11 protein-coding genes are annotated in these 15,859 nt (G+C 70.7%); 5 read left to right on the top strand and 6 right to left on the bottom strand.

The window, feature by feature from the left end:
* Window positions 1-44: 44 nt before the first annotated feature.
* The 3 genes from ACQPXM_RS20500 to ACQPXM_RS20490 form a co-directional block, all read right to left on the bottom strand.
* On the bottom strand, window positions 45-665 hold the full coding sequence (locus ACQPXM_RS20500; RefSeq protein ID WP_432935377.1) for an HNH endonuclease family protein: 621 nt from the start codon (window positions 663-665) through the stop codon (window positions 45-47).
* A gap of 105 nt (window positions 666-770) precedes the next feature.
* Window positions 771-1,538, bottom strand: coding sequence for a YaaA family protein (locus tag ACQPXM_RS20495; protein ID WP_432935375.1), 768 nt, complete (start codon window positions 1,536-1,538; stop codon window positions 771-773).
* The gene (locus ACQPXM_RS20490; protein ID WP_432935373.1) at window positions 1,535-2,479 is read right to left on the bottom strand and encodes an aldo/keto reductase; all 945 of its coding nucleotides are present in this window, start codon (window positions 2,477-2,479) and stop codon (window positions 1,535-1,537) included. The genes ACQPXM_RS20495 and ACQPXM_RS20490 overlap by 4 nt, the downstream gene beginning before the upstream one ends.
* A gap of 49 nt (window positions 2,480-2,528) precedes the next feature.
* Here ACQPXM_RS20490 and pepN point away from each other — a divergent pair, with 49 nt between their 5' ends.
* The 3 genes from pepN (at window position 2,529) to ACQPXM_RS20475 (ending at window position 7,506) form a co-directional block, all read left to right on the top strand.
* A complete protein-coding gene (pepN, locus tag ACQPXM_RS20485) occupies window positions 2,529-4,991 on the top strand; it encodes an aminopeptidase N (RefSeq protein ID WP_432935371.1) in 2,463 nt (820 codons plus the stop codon).
* Between the two features lie 174 nt (window positions 4,992-5,165).
* Window positions 5,166-6,830 (top strand): septation protein SepH, encoded by a 1,665-nt coding sequence (gene sepH, locus ACQPXM_RS20480; protein ID WP_432935369.1) that lies wholly within the window; start codon window positions 5,166-5,168, stop codon window positions 6,828-6,830.
* A 262-nt stretch (window positions 6,831-7,092) separates the two neighbouring features.
* Window positions 7,093-7,506: a hypothetical protein gene (locus ACQPXM_RS20475; RefSeq protein ID WP_432935367.1), complete on the top strand. Its 414-nt coding sequence runs from the start codon at window positions 7,093-7,095 to the stop codon at window positions 7,504-7,506.
* Here ACQPXM_RS20475 and ACQPXM_RS20470 read toward each other — a convergent pair whose 3' ends face one another.
* Window positions 7,507-8,739, bottom strand: a complete 1,233-nt coding sequence (locus tag ACQPXM_RS20470) for an erythromycin esterase family protein (protein ID WP_432935365.1) — start codon at window positions 8,737-8,739, stop codon at window positions 7,507-7,509.
* Window positions 8,740-8,901: 162 nt separating this feature from the next.
* Here ACQPXM_RS20470 and ACQPXM_RS20465 point away from each other — a divergent pair, with 162 nt between their 5' ends.
* Entirely contained in the window at window positions 8,902-12,798 is a 3,897-nt protein-coding gene (locus ACQPXM_RS20465) for a glycosyl hydrolase family 28-related protein (protein WP_432935363.1), read from the top strand.
* Between the two features lie 19 nt (window positions 12,799-12,817).
* Window positions 12,818-13,942 carry a Gfo/Idh/MocA family protein gene (locus ACQPXM_RS20460; protein ID WP_432935361.1) on the top strand — a complete coding sequence of 375 codons (1,125 nt, stop codon included), beginning with the start codon at window positions 12,818-12,820 and terminating at the stop codon, window positions 13,940-13,942.
* A gap of 22 nt (window positions 13,943-13,964) precedes the next feature.
* Here ACQPXM_RS20460 and ACQPXM_RS20455 read toward each other — a convergent pair whose 3' ends face one another.
* The gene (locus ACQPXM_RS20455) at window positions 13,965-14,546 is read right to left on the bottom strand and encodes a GNAT family N-acetyltransferase (RefSeq protein ID WP_432935359.1); all 582 of its coding nucleotides are present in this window, start codon (window positions 14,544-14,546) and stop codon (window positions 13,965-13,967) included.
* A 38-nt stretch (window positions 14,547-14,584) separates the two neighbouring features.
* Entirely contained in the window at window positions 14,585-15,859 is a 1,275-nt protein-coding gene (locus ACQPXM_RS20450) for an ROK family transcriptional regulator (RefSeq protein WP_432935357.1), read from the bottom strand.

Below are 15,859 nucleotides of genomic sequence, written 5' to 3'. Positions count from 1 at the left end.
ACCCGAGGTTGTCGCCTCGGGTTCTCCGGACGCTGCGAGAAGGGTCAGCAGGCGTTGAGCATCTGCTGGAGCGCGGTCTTCTCCGCCGACTGCAGGGCCAGCTTGTAGGTGTACTTCACCCAGATCCACTCGCGCGCGTAGATGCAGTGCACCGAGGTGTTGGTCGGCTTCCACGACGCCGGGTCCTTGTCGCCCTTCGACCGGTTGCTCGACGCCGACACCGCGATCAGCTGCGCGATGGTCCGGTCGTTGGCGAACTGCTGCCGCCGGGCCGTCGTCCAGGTGTTCGCGCCGGACTTCCACGCCTCGGCGAGCGGCACGATGTGGTCGATGTCGACCGCGGAGTCGTCGGTCACGTACGTCGCGTCGTACACGCTGTACCAGCGGCCGGCGGTCGGTTCGCAGTTGGCGTCGACGGTCACGCCGGTGCCGTCGCGTTTGAGCACCTCGTCGCGGGTGTCACACGTGCCGGACACGGTGCTCCAGTGCGGGAACAGGTCCCGGCTGTAGCCCGTGGTGGAGCCCTCGGCCTTGACGGTCAGCGTGGCCAGCTGGCTCGCCGCCGTGCCGGCGGCCGGCGGGTCGGGTGGGTAGGCGAGTGCGGTTCCGGCGCCGATGATCCAGGTGGTGGCCACGGCGGTGGCGAAGGTGAGCGGGCGTCGCATCGGTCAGGTCCTCCGAGGGTCGGGCGGGTCCCCCCTGACGAGCTGACCCAAGCCTTCCCCGGACGCGACCGCCGGGAAACCACCCGGCGGTGAAGGCTCGGTGAATCAGTCGTGCTCGACGACCGTGAGCGTCCAGCCGGCGCCGGTCCGGTCCAGCTCGGCGTGCCACCGCTCGGCGACCAGTTTGTGCAGCGCCTTCGGCGTCCCGGGATCCTTGCCCGACTCCAGCAGATGCCGCGCGACCAGGCCGCGGGTGTGCTTCGCGTTGTGCGACACCACGGAGCGGACTCCAGCCCGTTCGCGGACCACCGACACCGCGACCCACTTCGCGGCCAACTCGCCGGACGGGCGCCAGGCCGCGGCGTACGTCGACGAGCGGCAGTCGACGATGACGCTCTTGCCGACCGCCGCGTCGAGCGTCGTCCGCAGCGGGCCACGCCAGACCGACGCGAGCTGGCCGAGCCCCGGCAGCGTCGTACCCATCGACAGCCGGTACGGCGGAACGCGGTCGGTCATGCGCAGCGCACCCCAGGCCCCCGACACGACCAGGAGCCGACTGTTCGCGCGGCGCTTCGACCCCGGCGGCAACGTGGAGTAGCCGAGCGCGTCGTACAGGACGCCGGAGTACAGCTCGGACGCGGGAACCGCCGGCTCCGAGCGCCAGTTGATGTTGCGTTCCACCTCGTGCGCCAGCGACGGCCCGACTCCCAGTACGCCGAACGCGTCGCTGGTCGCCGACACCTTCGCCAGCGTGTCGAGCACGCTCTCGCGCGTCGGGTTGAGCTCAGGAAACGACAGCGAGTCCAGGTCGACCGACCGGCCGCGAGTGCGACCGGTCTTGCCTTCCGACGGTGGGAGGAGGATCAGGGTCACGTCAATTCGTCCAGGATGGCCAGGTCCTCGGCGGTCGGTTCCCATGAGCCGGCCGCGACGTTTTGGGCGATCTGCTCCGGTCGGGTCGCGCCGGCGATCACGGAGCTGACCGCGGGCTGGGCCGCCAGACCACCGATCGCGACGTCGAGCAGGGTCAGGTCGCGTTCGGCCGCGAAGGTCTCCAGCGCCTCGATCTTGTCGAAGTCGGCGCGGGCCAGCCGCTCCGGCATCTTGGCCAGCCGGGAGCCGTCAGGAGCCTCGGCGCCGCGCCGGTACTTGCCGGTGAGCAGGCCGGACTCGAGCGGGAAGAACGGCAGGATCCCGATCCCGAGGTGCTCGCAGGCCGGGACCAGTTCGTCCTCGGCGTCGCGGTCGAGCAGGGAGTACTTGTTCTGCGCGCTGATGAAGTGCTCGGTGCCGTTGGTGCGCGCGGCCCAGTCGGCGTCGACCACCTGCCAGCCGGCGAACTGCGAGCTGCCGATGTAGCGGACCTTGCCCTCGGCAACGAGCTCGGACAGCGCGGCCAGGGTCTCTTCGATCGGGGTGACCGGGTCCGGCACATGCAGCTGGTAGAGGTCGATCCAGTCGGTGCCGAGCCGGCGCAGGCTCGCCTCGACCGCCTTGCGGATGTAACGCCGCGAGCCGCGCACGCCCCAGTCCGGCCCGTTGTCGCCCTTCATGTCGCCGCCGAACTTCGTGGCGATCACCACCTCGTCGCGGCGCGACCCGAGCGCCGCACCGAGAATCTGCTCACTCGAGCCGAGCTCGCCGCGGTACACGTCGGCGGTGTCGAACAGCGTGATCCCGGCGTCCACCGCGGCGGTGACCACCGCCTCGGCCTGCTCGGCGTCGATCCGGCCGCCGAAGTTGTTGCAGCCCAGTCCGACCACACTGACGGTCAGGCCGGAGTCACCCAGCTGGCGGTACTCCATCTCGGTCATGAGCAAACCCTATCGATGCGGGTTGTTGTCTCGGCATAGAGTGCCGACCATGCCGAGTCTGACAGTCGACGGCGCCCTGACCCGGGCCGCCGCACTCACCGTTCACAGCTACGACGTCGACCTCGACCTGACCCGCGGCGATCGCGTGTTCGGGTCGACCACCCGGATCACGTTCAGCGCGGCCGAGCAGCACAGCTGGCTGGACGTCCGGCCCGACGAGCTGATCTCGGTGACGCTGAACGGCACCCCGGTCGACGTCGCCGGCCTGAACGACGGACGGCTCGAGCTGACCGGACTGACCGCGGAGAACGAGCTGGTCGTGGTCGCCACGATGCTCTACTCCAACGACGGCGAGGGGCTGCACCGCAGCGTCGACGCCGCCGACGGCCTGGTCTACCTGTACGCGATGTCGTTCCTCGAGGCCGCGCCGCGGATCTTCGCCTGCTTCGACCAGCCCGATCTCAAGGCGCCGTACCGGGTCAAGGTGACCGCGCCGACCGACTGGATCGTGCTCGGCAACGGCGCCGCGCGTCAGGTCGCGCCGGGCCGGTGGGAGCTGGCCGAGACCCAGCCGCTGTCGACGTACTTCGTCACGCTGGTCGCCGGTCCGTACCACCAGCTGCTCGACGAGCACGACGGCATCCCGCTCGGCGTCGTCGCGCGGCAGTCGCTGAAGGACGCGCTGGACCGCGAGGCCGACGACATCTTCGAGGTCACCAAGCAGGCCTTCGACGAGTTCCACCGGCTGTTCGGCTACCGCTACCCGTTCGGCGAGTACCACCAGGCCTTCGTCCCGGAGTTCAACGCCGGCGCGATGGAGAACCCGGGCTGCGTGACGTTCCGCGACTCGATGGTGTTCCGCTCGACCGCGACCGACTCCGAGCGGTCGAACCGGGCCCGGACGATCGTGCACGAGATGGCCCACCAGTGGTTCGGCGACACCGTCACGATGAAGTGGTGGAACGACCTGTGGCTGAACGAGTCGTTCGCCGAGTACATGGCGCACCGGGTGTCCACCGCCGCGACCAAGTACGCCGACAACTGGATCGACTTCGCCTTCGACCGCCGCTGGTGGGGTCTGCAGGCCGATCAGCGCAGCTCGACGCACCCGGTCGCCGCCGATCCGGGCAAGGACGCCGCCGCGTCGCTCGACGACTTCGACGGCATCTCGTACGCCAAGGGCGCCGCCGTACTGAAGCAGCTGGCCGCCTATCTGGGTGACGACGTGTTCCTGGCCGGCGTCCGGGCGCACATCAAGGACAACGAGTTCGGCAACGCGACGTTCGCCGACCTGGTCACCAAGTGGACCGAGGCCGGCGCGGTCGGGCTCGAGGAGTGGGCGCAGGCCTGGCTTCGGACGCCGGGGCTGGACACGATCACCGCCGAGCGCACGGCGACCGGCGTACGGCTGCGACGGAAGGCGCCGGAGCAGTACCCGGCGAACCGGCCGCACAAGTTCACGATCGGCGCGTACGACGCCTCCGGTGCGCAGCTCGCGTCCGTGCCGGTGCTGCTCGACGCCGACCAGGTCGACGTCGAGCTCGACCCGTCGGCCGCGGTGATCGTGCCGGACGCCGGTGACGACACCTGGGCCAAGATCCGGCTCGACGCGCAGACGCTCGCGCAGCTGGCCGGCGTCGTCCCGAAGATCGAGGACGGCGTGACCCGGGCGGTCGTGTTCAACAGCCTGCGCGACGCCACCGGTGACGCCGAGGCCGACCCGCGGCTGGGTTTCGAGACCGTGCTCGCGCTGCTGGCGACCGAGACCAGCGACATCGCGGTCGGGTCGATGGTGGGCTGGGCGCGGACCCACCTGCTCGGCATCACGCTGCCGTACGAGCAGTACCGGGCGCGGTTGTCCGCCGTACTGACTGAGCGGGTGGGTACGGCCGAGGCCGGAAGCAGCGTGCAGCTGATGGTGCTGCGCGCCGCGATCCGCGCCACCGACGACGTCGAGCTGCTGCGCGGCTGGCTCGACGGAGTGAACGTGCCGGACGGTGTCACCGTCGACGCCGAGCTGCGCTGGCTGATCACGCTGCAGCTCGCCCGGCTCGGCGCGATCGACGACGCCGGCATCGACGCCGAACTCGCTCGCGACACCTCGTCGGAAGGTGTCGTGCACGCCACCCGGTGCCGTGCCGCGCTGCCGACCGTCGAGGCCAAGGAACGGGCCTGGGCGCAGATCATGACCGACACCGAGGTGTCGAACTACGAGTTGTACGCCGCGTGCGAGGGCTTCTGGCACCCGGCCCAGATCGAGCTCACCGCGCCGTACGTCGAGCGGTACTTCGCCGAGATCGCCGGGACCGAGAAGCTGCGGTCCGGCTGGGTGGTCGCCCGGGCGGCGGCCCTGGCGTTCCCGGTCTACGCGGTCGAGCAGCGCGTCGCCGACCTGGCCGCCGGACTGGTCGCCGACGAGTCGGTCGCGGCCGGAATCCGGCGGTCGGCGGGTGACCGCGCCGACGACCTGAACCGGGCGCTCGCGGTGCGTACGGCGTACCCGGTCGGATGATCACTACGGGTTGTGACTAGTGTGACTGGTGTGACCAGAAGGACCTTGCTGAGCAGGCAAGATGTGATTTCGTGACGTAACCTCCACAATGACCGCCCGGCACGGCGCGCCGGTCTTGGTCAGGCAGCACGTCCCGGGAGAGACTGTCGAGAACCGCACAGGAGAACATAGGCAATGCGCGAGGCGAGGCTCGTCGGTCTGAGCCAGGACGGCACCAAGCTGGTCCTGGCCGTGGCCGAAACGGGTGAGGAGTTCGCCGTCCCGGTCGACGACCGGTTGCGTGCGGCCCTGCGCGGCGACCGTGCCCGACTCGGCCAGCTGGAGATTCAAATGGAGAGCGCGCTGCGCCCACGAGACATCCAGGCTCGTATCCGCGCCGGCGAAAGTCCCGAGGCGGTGGCCGCCGTCGCCCAGATGCCGATGGAACGGGTGATGGCCTTCGCCGGCCCGGTCCTGGCCGAGCGCGACCACGTGGCCAACCTCGCCCAGCGGGCTTCCGTCCGCCGTCGCGGGGGCGGCGACGCCCCCACCCGCAACCTCGGCGCCTGGGTGACCGAGCGGCTGCGGATCCGGGGCGTGGACCCCAACGCCGCCGAGTGGGACGCCTGGCGGCGCGAGGACGGGCGGTGGGCGGTCCGGGTGTCGTACCCGGTCGCCGAGGACGACGAGAAGGTCGCCATGTTCGCGTACGACGCTCCCGGGCGTTACGCCGTACCGGACGACGACGAGGCGCGCTGGCTGGTCGGTGAGCAGGCCCAGGTGATGCCGCCGCAGCAGCCCGAACGCCGGCTGACCGCGGTCGCCGACATCGACCTGTCGCTGGCGCCCGACCACGGCGCCGACAGCTACGAGGCCGCCGGCTTCGAGGACACTGTCAACCTGAACCGCGCCCGGCAGTACGCCCGCGACAACAACCCGCGGGACTTCGGCCAGGACATCGACCGGGACTTCGGGCGCGACCCGCAGTCGCCGGTGCGTGACCGCCCGTTCCCACGCGAGGCGGCCGGGCGCGACAACTCCGGCCGTGAACTCCCGGGGCGCGAAGCGGCTGGGCGTGACTTCGCGCGCGACTCGGTCCGGGAGAGCTTCACCGGCCGCGACGTCGAGCGGGGTCCGCGCCGCGTGCACTCCGTGCCGTCGGCCGACGAAGAGCCGACGCTGATCAACATCCCGACCGAGCCGCCGCCGACGCTGCGGCCGACCGTGCGCGCGGTCGAACGCCCGGCCCAGCCGCCGACGGAGTCTCCCGTCCCGGCTCCCCCGGAGGAACGCGCCGCCGCCCCCGAGAACCCGTTCACCGAACGCCGTACGCCGCCACCGGCGCCCGAGCGTCCGGCCGAGGCTCGGCAGAGCGAGGCCGGGCCCGCCGAGCGCCCAGCCGAAGCCCGGCGGGCCGAGTCCGCCCCGTCCGAGCGCCGTCCTGACGTCCCTCAGCCCGATCGTCCGGCACCTCGCGACACCCAGCGCCCAGTCGAAGCCGGTCAGCCGGCAGCGGCCCCGGAGCAGACCGCCCGGCCGGCGATCCCGAAGCCGTTCGACCCACGCCGCGTCACCCAGGAGAACCGGCCCAGCCAGCCGACCCTCCCGACCCCCAACCAGCCGGCTCTCGCTCCCCAGCCGGCCGCGGACGCACCGGCCCGCCCGGCAGCCGGCCCCCCGCAGACCAACGGCACCGCGATCGGCAGCGCCGCCTCTGCAAGCGCGCCCCAGCCCGGCGAGCAGGCTGAAGCACCGGCCGAACCCGCGCCGGAACCGAAGAAGAAGCCCGCCCGCCGAGGCTCCAAGCGCGCCAGCGTCCCCAGCTGGGACGAGATCATGTTCGGCAAGAAAGCCGACTGAAGCACCGGCTCGTCGCAGCGCCCCGTCGTCCGCACCAACGGACGGCGGGGCGCTGTGCTGCTGACCGGTCACGGACAGTCGTCTCAGATCGCGGTCGGTGTTTGAAGCCGGCCCGGAGGTCTGTCATGATCCTCCGCATGCGTATCTCGCTGTGTTGTCGCTGTTGTTGTCGCTGACGCGCGCCGTCTGAGGCGCGCGAGGCCCTGTCCCTTCCCAGGCCCGCCCGCCGACACCAGCACTCACAGGATTCCGGATACTCCCGATGAACCTCTCCGCACTCGCCGACCTGTTCACGTCCCACGGTCTGCGGCTCCTGCCCGGCTCGTACGCCGTCCCGGTCGACCTGCTCGTTCAGTTGCCTGATGCAACGATCGTCCGGTTCGCCGCGCGCGGCCGCACGCTGCGCCTGCGCCAGTACGCCGCCGGCGCGCTGACCACCGTCGTGATCCCGACCGAGTGCGGCTGCGGCGACCACCACCCGCAGACCGGTCCGAACCGCGTCACGATCAGCGCGTACGCCGAACCGCTCGCCGAGCGCGTGATCGACGGCGAGCTCCTGTTCGGCTGGACCCGCCACGAGGCCGGCCTGCTGCGACTGGCCGACGCCGTGCCGTACTTCTTCGACCTGCTCGCCGCACTGCCCCAGCCGGAACGCACGCTGGTCGGCGTCGCCTGATCAGAGCGGCCGCGACGGACTGGTGGTCGCCAGGTACACCAGCCCGTCGTACTCCTGCGTCAGCAGCGTCGGCGCGAACTGGAACCGGTACATCCACCGCTGCACGAACGCCCCGAAACTCCGGAACATCTGCGGCTCCTCCAGCCAGCCCTTGATCTCGGCCGGCGCGTCGTCCACCGTGCGCAGATCGAGAAAGTGGTCGCCCGGATTGGCAGCCGCCAGCAGTCCCTCCAGCGAACTGAACCCGCCGCGCTCCAGCTTGTTCACCTCGACCGGCCCGCTCAGGTCACCCGGCCAGGGGCCCGGCCACATCCGCCGGGCCCGGAACGCGCCCGACCCGCACAGCAACGCCACCGCGTAGTACGCCGACCCGTACCGCTCGCGCAGATACTGACCCATCGGCCGCAGCTCAGGCGACTGGCGGCTCGCGGCTAGATGCCCGTTGTGCGCCCACAGCACGGCCTTCACCTCGGTGCCGTGCAGATAGGCGCTCACGGCGTCAGCCATCGCCCGGTCCCGGACGGCGAACGTCGTCGCCCCGGCGTCCTTGTGCTCCTTCGACGAGCACACCACATCGGCCGCCCGGACGAGCTGCTCACCAGCCGCCAGGACCTCGTCCGGCGCCGAGTACTTCTGCAGGAATCCGGCCAGCGCCTCGGTCTCCCGAACCAGCAAGCGCTTCGGGTCCGGCCTGGCCCCCGGCCCGGCGTCGACCTCGGCCGCGATCCCCCCGTCGAACAACTCCAGCCGCTCCGGCGCGTTCGCCTCCAGATAGCCCCGGACGACGGCCAGCGCTGCCGAGCACTTCTGCGGATCGATGCCCACGAAGCCGACCTGTTCGTCGGCCGGCCGTCCGGCGTTGTACTTGCGCATCCACTGGACCATCGCGACGACCTCTTCGGTCCGCCAGACCCAGAAACCGAGGTCGCTCACCACCGTCGGCGCGTCACCGGGGCCACCCCGGACGTAGGCGTCGACCGCGATCGCCGCGGACTCGCTCGCCTCCATCAGCAGCGTCCGGAACCCGAGCTCGGTGACCAGGAACTCCAGCAGCCGGTGCTTGAGCTGGAAGAACTCCCGCGTCCCGTGCGTCGACTCGCCGAGCCCGACCAGGCGCACGTCGGCCAGCACCTTCTTCAGCGGTTCCAGATCGTCGGTCGGCGTCCCCGCCTCGACTCCGGTCAGCGGCCACGCCGTCCGCTCCAGCCACTGCCGCACCCCAGGCTCACTCACCCCGAGAGCCTATCGAGCGAGGTGCCCACACGAGCTCTTGAATAAGTAACACGCATGGTTTAACTTACACGAACATTCTCGCTGCGTGTGCGGCAGATCACGTCCGGCTGTCGCCCCGGCGATCCCTTGCTTGCTTCCGGCCCGCCACCTGGAGGTCCCCCGATGACCGTACGACGACGCCTGCTCGCGGGACTGTTACCCGCGACGCTGCTGGCCGGGGTGCTCAGCGCAGCACCGGCCGCGGCGGCCACGATGTACCCGAGCGGCGTCGGCGCCGATCTCGGCGCGACCCCGACCACGCTCGGCGTCGCACCCGCCGCCGGAGCCGACCCGGCCGGTCTGCGGACCGGGACCGAGCAGGGCCGCGGCTTCTGGCGGACCGATCAGGCCGCCGGTACGAGCTGGTTCTCCTTCGACGTGGACCGCGACTACGTCGACGAGCTGAACACCGACGACGTGGTCGTCACCGTCACCTATCTCGACTCCGGCACCGGGTCGCTCCAGCTGACCTACGACGCCGCGACCGGTCCCGAGACTCGCGCCGACGACGTGCAGCTGAAGAACACCGGCCAGTGGCAGACCGGCACCTTCGCGCTCGCCGACATCGAGTTCGCCGACCGTCTCGGCGGCGCGGACCTGCGCCTGTCCGGCAGCACCGACATCACCGTGGCCGGACTGCGGATCAGTACGGCGGGTGCCACGGTCGCGCTCGGCGCCTCTCCGCTGGAGAGCGGTATCTCGCCGCGCGCCGGCGACCGGCCGGAGAACCTGAAGACCGGCGTCCAGGACGGCCGGCCGTACTGGCAGACCGATCGAACCGCTCCCGCGCCGGGCACGAACTTCTTCTACATGAACGTGTCCGACACCTACCTGTACGACAACCGCGGCCTGGTGCTCGTCAGTGTCGACTACTTCGACGAGGGCAACGGCCAGTTCGGGCTGCACTACGACTCCCCCGGCGAGACGATTCCGGAGAAGTTCAAGAACTCCGAGGTCGTCACGTACGGTGACACCAAGACCTGGAGGACGCACACGTTCGCGCTTCCCGACGCCGTCATGACCAACCGCTCGAACGGCGCCGACTTCCGTATCCACAGCGGTGACGGCGCGGTCGATCTCAAGGTGGCGGCCGTCCGGGTCGCGAAGGTCGCCGGTGCGCTCGACGTCACCGAAGGCCTGAACGACCTGATCGACGAAGCCGCTCGCGCCCACAAGGCGGCCCGCGAAGGCAGTCGCGACGGCCAGTACCCGGCGGGGAGCCGCGCGACGCTGCTCGCCGCGATCGACGACGCCCGCGAGGTCGCGGCCACGCCGAACGTCACCGACGTCCAGGTGAAGGCCGCGCTGCAGACACTCCAGTCCAAGCTCGACGCGTTCACCGCTTCAGTGGTCGACACCAACTTCGCCCCCTCCGGTACGGCGTCCGCCAGCGGTGGCACCGGCGCCACGAACGTCAACGACAACAACCACGAGTCGGCCTGGACCAGCGGAGCCGGCGACGCGTGGCTGCAGATCGACCTCGGCACGGCCCGCGCCGTGAACGACGTCCGAGTCGAGTGGGCCCAGGCATACTCCCCCGACTACACCATCCAGGTCTCGAACGACGGCCAGACCTTCGCCACCGTCGGCCGCACCGGCTCTCCCGGCGCGAACCAGTTCAGCAAGACCCGCTTCGCGACCACTAGCGCCCGGTACGTCCGGATCGCGCTCTCCGGCTCTCCGACGTACGTCGTGAAGGAGCTGCAGCTGCGCGAGTCGCCGGTTGTCGTCCCGCAGCCGAAGCTGGTCCAGACGGTCAACCCGACCGAGGACGGCGTCGTCGCCGACTTCGACGCCACCAAGTACGGCGCCGACCGCACCGGGCGCGCGGACGCCACCAAGGCCATCCAGAGAGCGCTCTACGCGTGCCAGGACGCCGGCGGCGGCACGGTCTGGCTGCCGAGCGGCAAGTACCTGGTCAAGGACACGCTCGAGGTGCACTCGTTCTGCACGCTGCGCGGCGACCGCCGCGACCCCGACCTGAACCGCGGCGCCACGAGCACGGACGGCGGCCGGGCCTTCGACTACGGCACTGTCGTCGTCGCGGACCTCGCCTCGGGCGACGACGGACCGAGCCTGTTCCGGATCGGTGGATCGGCCGGCGTGATCGGCGTGACCACCTGGTACCCGCGGCAGAGCGCGACCCAGCCGGTCCCGTACAACTACACCTTCGAGATCCCCGGCGGCGCCTGGATCGGCAACGAGAACTACATGATGGCGACCGTCCAGGACGTCACGATGCTGAACTCCTACCGCGGCATCGGCATCAGCACGATGCCCAACGACCGCGGCAACGCGCCGAGCTCCGGCCAGGTGCACGAGTCCAGCACGATCCGGAACATCCGCGGAACCGCCCTGTTCGAGGGCGCCCGCGCCTACAACGGCGCCGACGTCGGCACCTGGGAGAACGTGACCTTCGGCAACGCGTACTGGTCGTTGGCCCCGGCCGCCTACCAGCCGCCGGCCCGGGCCGCACTCGACACCTGGACCCGCGCGAACGGCACCGGGCTCGTGCTCGGCGACCTCGAGTGGGACCAGTTCCACAAGATCACGCTCTCCGACTACCAGGTCGGCATCCATGTGGTCGCCGGTCAGCGGGCCCAGTTCACCGGCAGCTTCCTCGAGCCGGACATCCGCCGGACCGGTACCGGCGTCCTGGTCGACGTGATCGACGACCGCTGGGGCATGACGCTGGCCGGTGGGCATGTCGAGGGCAGCACGGCAGCGATCCGCAACAACGCCCGCGGCTACGTGAAGATCACCGGCACCCACACGCAGGGAGCGCTCTCCGGGATCATCCACCGGATGGCGGGTACCGCTCCGACGTACGTCCACAAGCCGCTGCCCGCTCCGGCCAGCCGCGAGCTCACGCTGGTCGACGCGCCGCACGGCGTGGGCTATCTGCCGACGGCCGACGCGACCAAGGCGGTCCAGAAGGCGCTCGACAAGGCCGGCCGCAACGGCGGCGGCATCGTCTACCTGCCTGCAGGCTGGTACCGGATCAGCACCCACCTGACCGTTCCCGCCAACGTCGAACTGCGCGGCGCCTCCGCCGTACCGAACCGCGACCAGAGCGGAGCCAGCGGCGGCACGGTCCTGCACGCCTTCGAGGGCCGCGGCACCGCCGCACCCGACACGGCCACCGCGCTCGTCACGCTCAACGGCAGCAAGTCGGGCCTTCGCGGCCTGCGCGTCTTCTACCCCGAGCAGAACCCGGGCGCGGCCGAGGGCATCGTCGCCTACCCGTACGCCGTCCGCGGCAACGGCAGCCGCACCTACGTGATCAACGCCGGCTTCCCGAACGCCTGGAACGGCATCGACCTCACCACCCACCGCAACGACCAGTTCGTCGTCCGCAAGGTCGCCGGTGCCTTCTTCGACCACGCGATCGCGGTCGGCCGCAGCATAGGCGGCCGGATCGAGGGCGTGCTGTCCAACGGCAACGCGGTCACCCGGATCGGCTACCAGCAGCCGTACTGGATGAACGAGGGCAGCATCTTCGAGCTGGTCATCGACAAGGTGATGCGCAAGCAGGCGAAGATCGTCACGGTCGACGGCGCGACCGGGTTGACCCTGTTCAACGTGTTCGCCTACGGCTTCCACGACGGGCTGGTGGTGAACGACGGCCAGGTCGACGCCTACAACCTGGGCACCGACAACCTCGGCACCGACGGCTACACGGTCAAGGTGGTGAAGGGTGACGTCGAGGCGACCAACCTGGCCCGCTACAACGGCGCCACCAGCACCGGCCCGGTCACCCTGCACAACGTGATGGTGATCAACGTGGTCCAGCGCGCGGTCTCGGTCCAGGCCGACGGCAACGGCACGGTGAAGATCCTCGGCAACGAGTCCGAGCCGGGCATGTACGAAGTCGGCGCGCAGGTCACCGTGACGGCGGCGCCCGGATCGGATAGCGTTTTCCAGAACTGGACCGTCGACGGCCAGGTGGTCTCGACCGACGCGTCGTACACCTTCACCGTGACGGCGGAGCAGATACTGACCGCGCACTTCACTTCCTGACCCCGTACTGAGGAGCGAGATGGCTGACTCGACGACGCCGCACCAGGTCGCGATCGTGGGCTGCGGCATCATCGGCCGCACCCACGCCGAAACCATCGCGGCCCGGTCCGACGCCACCGTCACCGCCCTGGTGGACGTCGACCCCGCCGCGGCGCGGGCCCTGGCCGCCCGGATCACCGAAGCCGGGCAGCCGGAGCCCGCGGTGTACGGCGACCTGGCCGCGGCGCTCGCCGGGTCGGACGTCTCGCTGGTGGCGATCTGCACCCCGAGCGGCACCCACGCCGACCTCGCGGAGCAGGCGCTGGACAACAAGGTGCACGTGGTGATCGAGAAGCCACTCGACGTCGATCTCGGCCGGGCCCGCCGCCTCGACGCGGCGGTCACCCGGGCCGCCAACCACGGCGTGCTCTGCTCGGTGATCAGCCAGCACCGCTTCGACCCCGGCAGCGCGCTCGTCGCGGACGCCATCCGCGCCGGCCGCTTCGGGCAACTCACCTCAGCTGTCGCCACCGTGGCGTGGTGGCGCAGCGACGAGTACTACGCCTCGGCCGGCTGGCGAGGCACCTGGGCGCAGGACGGCGGTGGCGCGCTGATGAACCAAGGCGTCCACACCGTCGACCTGCTGCTGTGGTTCATGGGCCGGCCGGTGCAGATCCAGGCCCAGGCGCTGCGGGCCGCGCACCACGCGATCGAGGTCGAGGACACGGTGGTCGCCACCCTCACCTTCGACAACGGCGCGGTCGCCACCCTGCACGCGACCACAGCAGCGTACCCCGGCGGCCGCACCCGGATCGCGGTCCACGGCACGCGAGGCGGCGCCGAAATCGAGGACGACGTACTGCGCCGGTTCAACGCCGACGGCGGCGAGCAGGACCTTCCCGTCGACCAGCAGGCGAACGACGACAGCAGCCGTCAGCAGTTGTCGATCGAGGGCCACAGCCGCCAGTACGCCGACATTTTCGATGCCGTCAGCAACGGTGTCGAGCCGGGCCTGACCGTGCGCGACGGGATCGAGGCACTGGCCACCGTGCGGGCCGTTTACATCGCCTCGACCCTGCAGCGCCCGGTCAAGTTCCTCGACGTCCTCGAAGGCCGGTACGACGACGTCGACGTCTCCCGCGGCATCGGACTGCCGCCTCGCTGACCGCCGAGTGCGAGCCGCCGGTTCAGGCCGGCGGCTCGCCCGGCTCGCGGTCGTTGAGGATTCGCTGGTAGAGGTTGCTGTCGCGCCACTGGCCGTTGATGTGCAGGTAGTTCGGCGCGAACCCGTACTGCTCGAATCCGCACTTCAGCAGCACCCGCTGCGACCGGGTGTTGTCGTGGTTGGTGCTCGCCGCGATCCGGTGCAGCAGCAGGACCTTGTCGGCCAGCCGGCACACCGCCGAGAGCGCCGCCGTCGCCAACCCCCGGCCGACCTCCGCGACGTCGACCCAGTAGCCGACGTCGCCGTTGCGCCACGGCCCGAGCACGATGTTCGACAGCGTCGCCGTACCGATCACGCGACCGTCCTCGACCAGCACCCAGGGCACGACGTTGTCGCGCTCGAGCAACTCGGCGAACCGCGCCGCCTGGAAGTCCGTGTCGTACCACTGCTCGGCACGCTGCGGCTCGAACGGGATCAGCTGCTCGCGGCTGCGCAGCTGCGCCTGGCAGAACGACGCGGCGTCCTCGGGCCGGAGCACCCGGAGCTGGACCGAGTCGGTGAGGTCGGCGGTCAGGACTTCGGGCGCGGACACAGTCGGAATCACCCCGGCAGCCTAAACCCCGGCGGGCCGATCCGCCGGGGTCATTTCGGCAGCCGCCGGGCCTGGCTCGAACCGCCCACCCGCGGCGTGAACGCGTCGTGGAAGATCGTCGACGCGGCGCCCACCGCGGCCGCGTCGGCCTGCAGCATCGACTCCTCCACCGCGACCGTCCGGGTGCCTTTCGCGATCGGGAACGAATTCACCGCCCGTTCGATTTCGGAAATCAGCGTCGCCGCGATTTCCTTTTCGTACGCCGGGCCGCCCAGAACGATCAGATCGATATCCAGCAGGTCGACCAGTCCGACCGCACCCTGCGCAATCACTCCGGCGACCTGGGTGACCGCTTTCCGGGCCGCCTCGTCGCCCTCGGCGGCGGCTTTGCAGACCGCTTTGTAGCGTTTCGCCTCGTCGGTCGCGCCCGGGTCGGTCTCGACATATCCGAAGCCGGCCGCGATCACCGGCAGCGAGGCGGTCGGGTTGCACTCGGCCATCATCCGCGGACCACCTTCGCCGTCCCACTCCCCCATCCGCAGCGCGGCCAGCTGGCCGAACTCGCCGGCGTTCGCGGTCAGGCCGCGGTAGATCGAGCCGTTCAGGATCAGGCCACTGCCGACGCCCGTGCCGAGATAGAGGTAGGCGAAGTCGCGGGCCCGCGCCGAGCGGCCGATCCAGCGCTCGCCGATCGCGGCCGCCGTACCGTCCTTCTCGACCAGCACCGGGTGGTTGAGCTTCTGCTGCAGCAACTGGCGGATCTCCAGCCCACGCCACGCCGGCTGCAACGGCAGGTCGAGCAGCGTGCCGTCGGCGTTGATCGGGCCCGGTACGGCGACGCCGACGCCGAGCAGCGAGGCGGTGTCGACCTGGCTGATGCTGATCGCGGCCACCACCGTGGCGGCGACCAGGTCGACCAGGCGGTGCGCGTCCAGGTCGGCGGCCAGGTCCACGGTCTCGCGCCGCACGATCGTGCCGTCCAGGTCGACGACCGCGACGGTCAGCAACTCGGGGTCGATGTGGATGCCGACCGCGTGCGCCGCGTTGGACCGCAGCCGGACCGGCGTTCGGGGCTTGCCGAGCCGCTCGGCGCGCTCCTGCGCCTCCTCGACCAGCAGTCCCTGCTGCAGCAGCACGCGCAGGATTCGTGACACCGACTGCTGGGTCAGTCCGGTCCGCCGGGAGATCTCGGTCCGGCTGATGATGCCGGCCAGCCGGATCGTCTCGATGATCACGGCCTCGTTGAAGGAGCCCAGGTCGTACTGGTTCGCCCCCGATCGGGTCGGTTCGTCCAGCACCGCCGAGTCACTGTCAGGCGTGACCAT

Source organism: Kribbella sp. CA-253562 (assembly GCF_050942265.1).
Classification (GTDB): domain Bacteria; phylum Actinomycetota; class Actinomycetes; order Propionibacteriales; family Kribbellaceae; genus Kribbella.
This window is presented reverse-complemented; position numbering and strand designations above follow the sequence as displayed.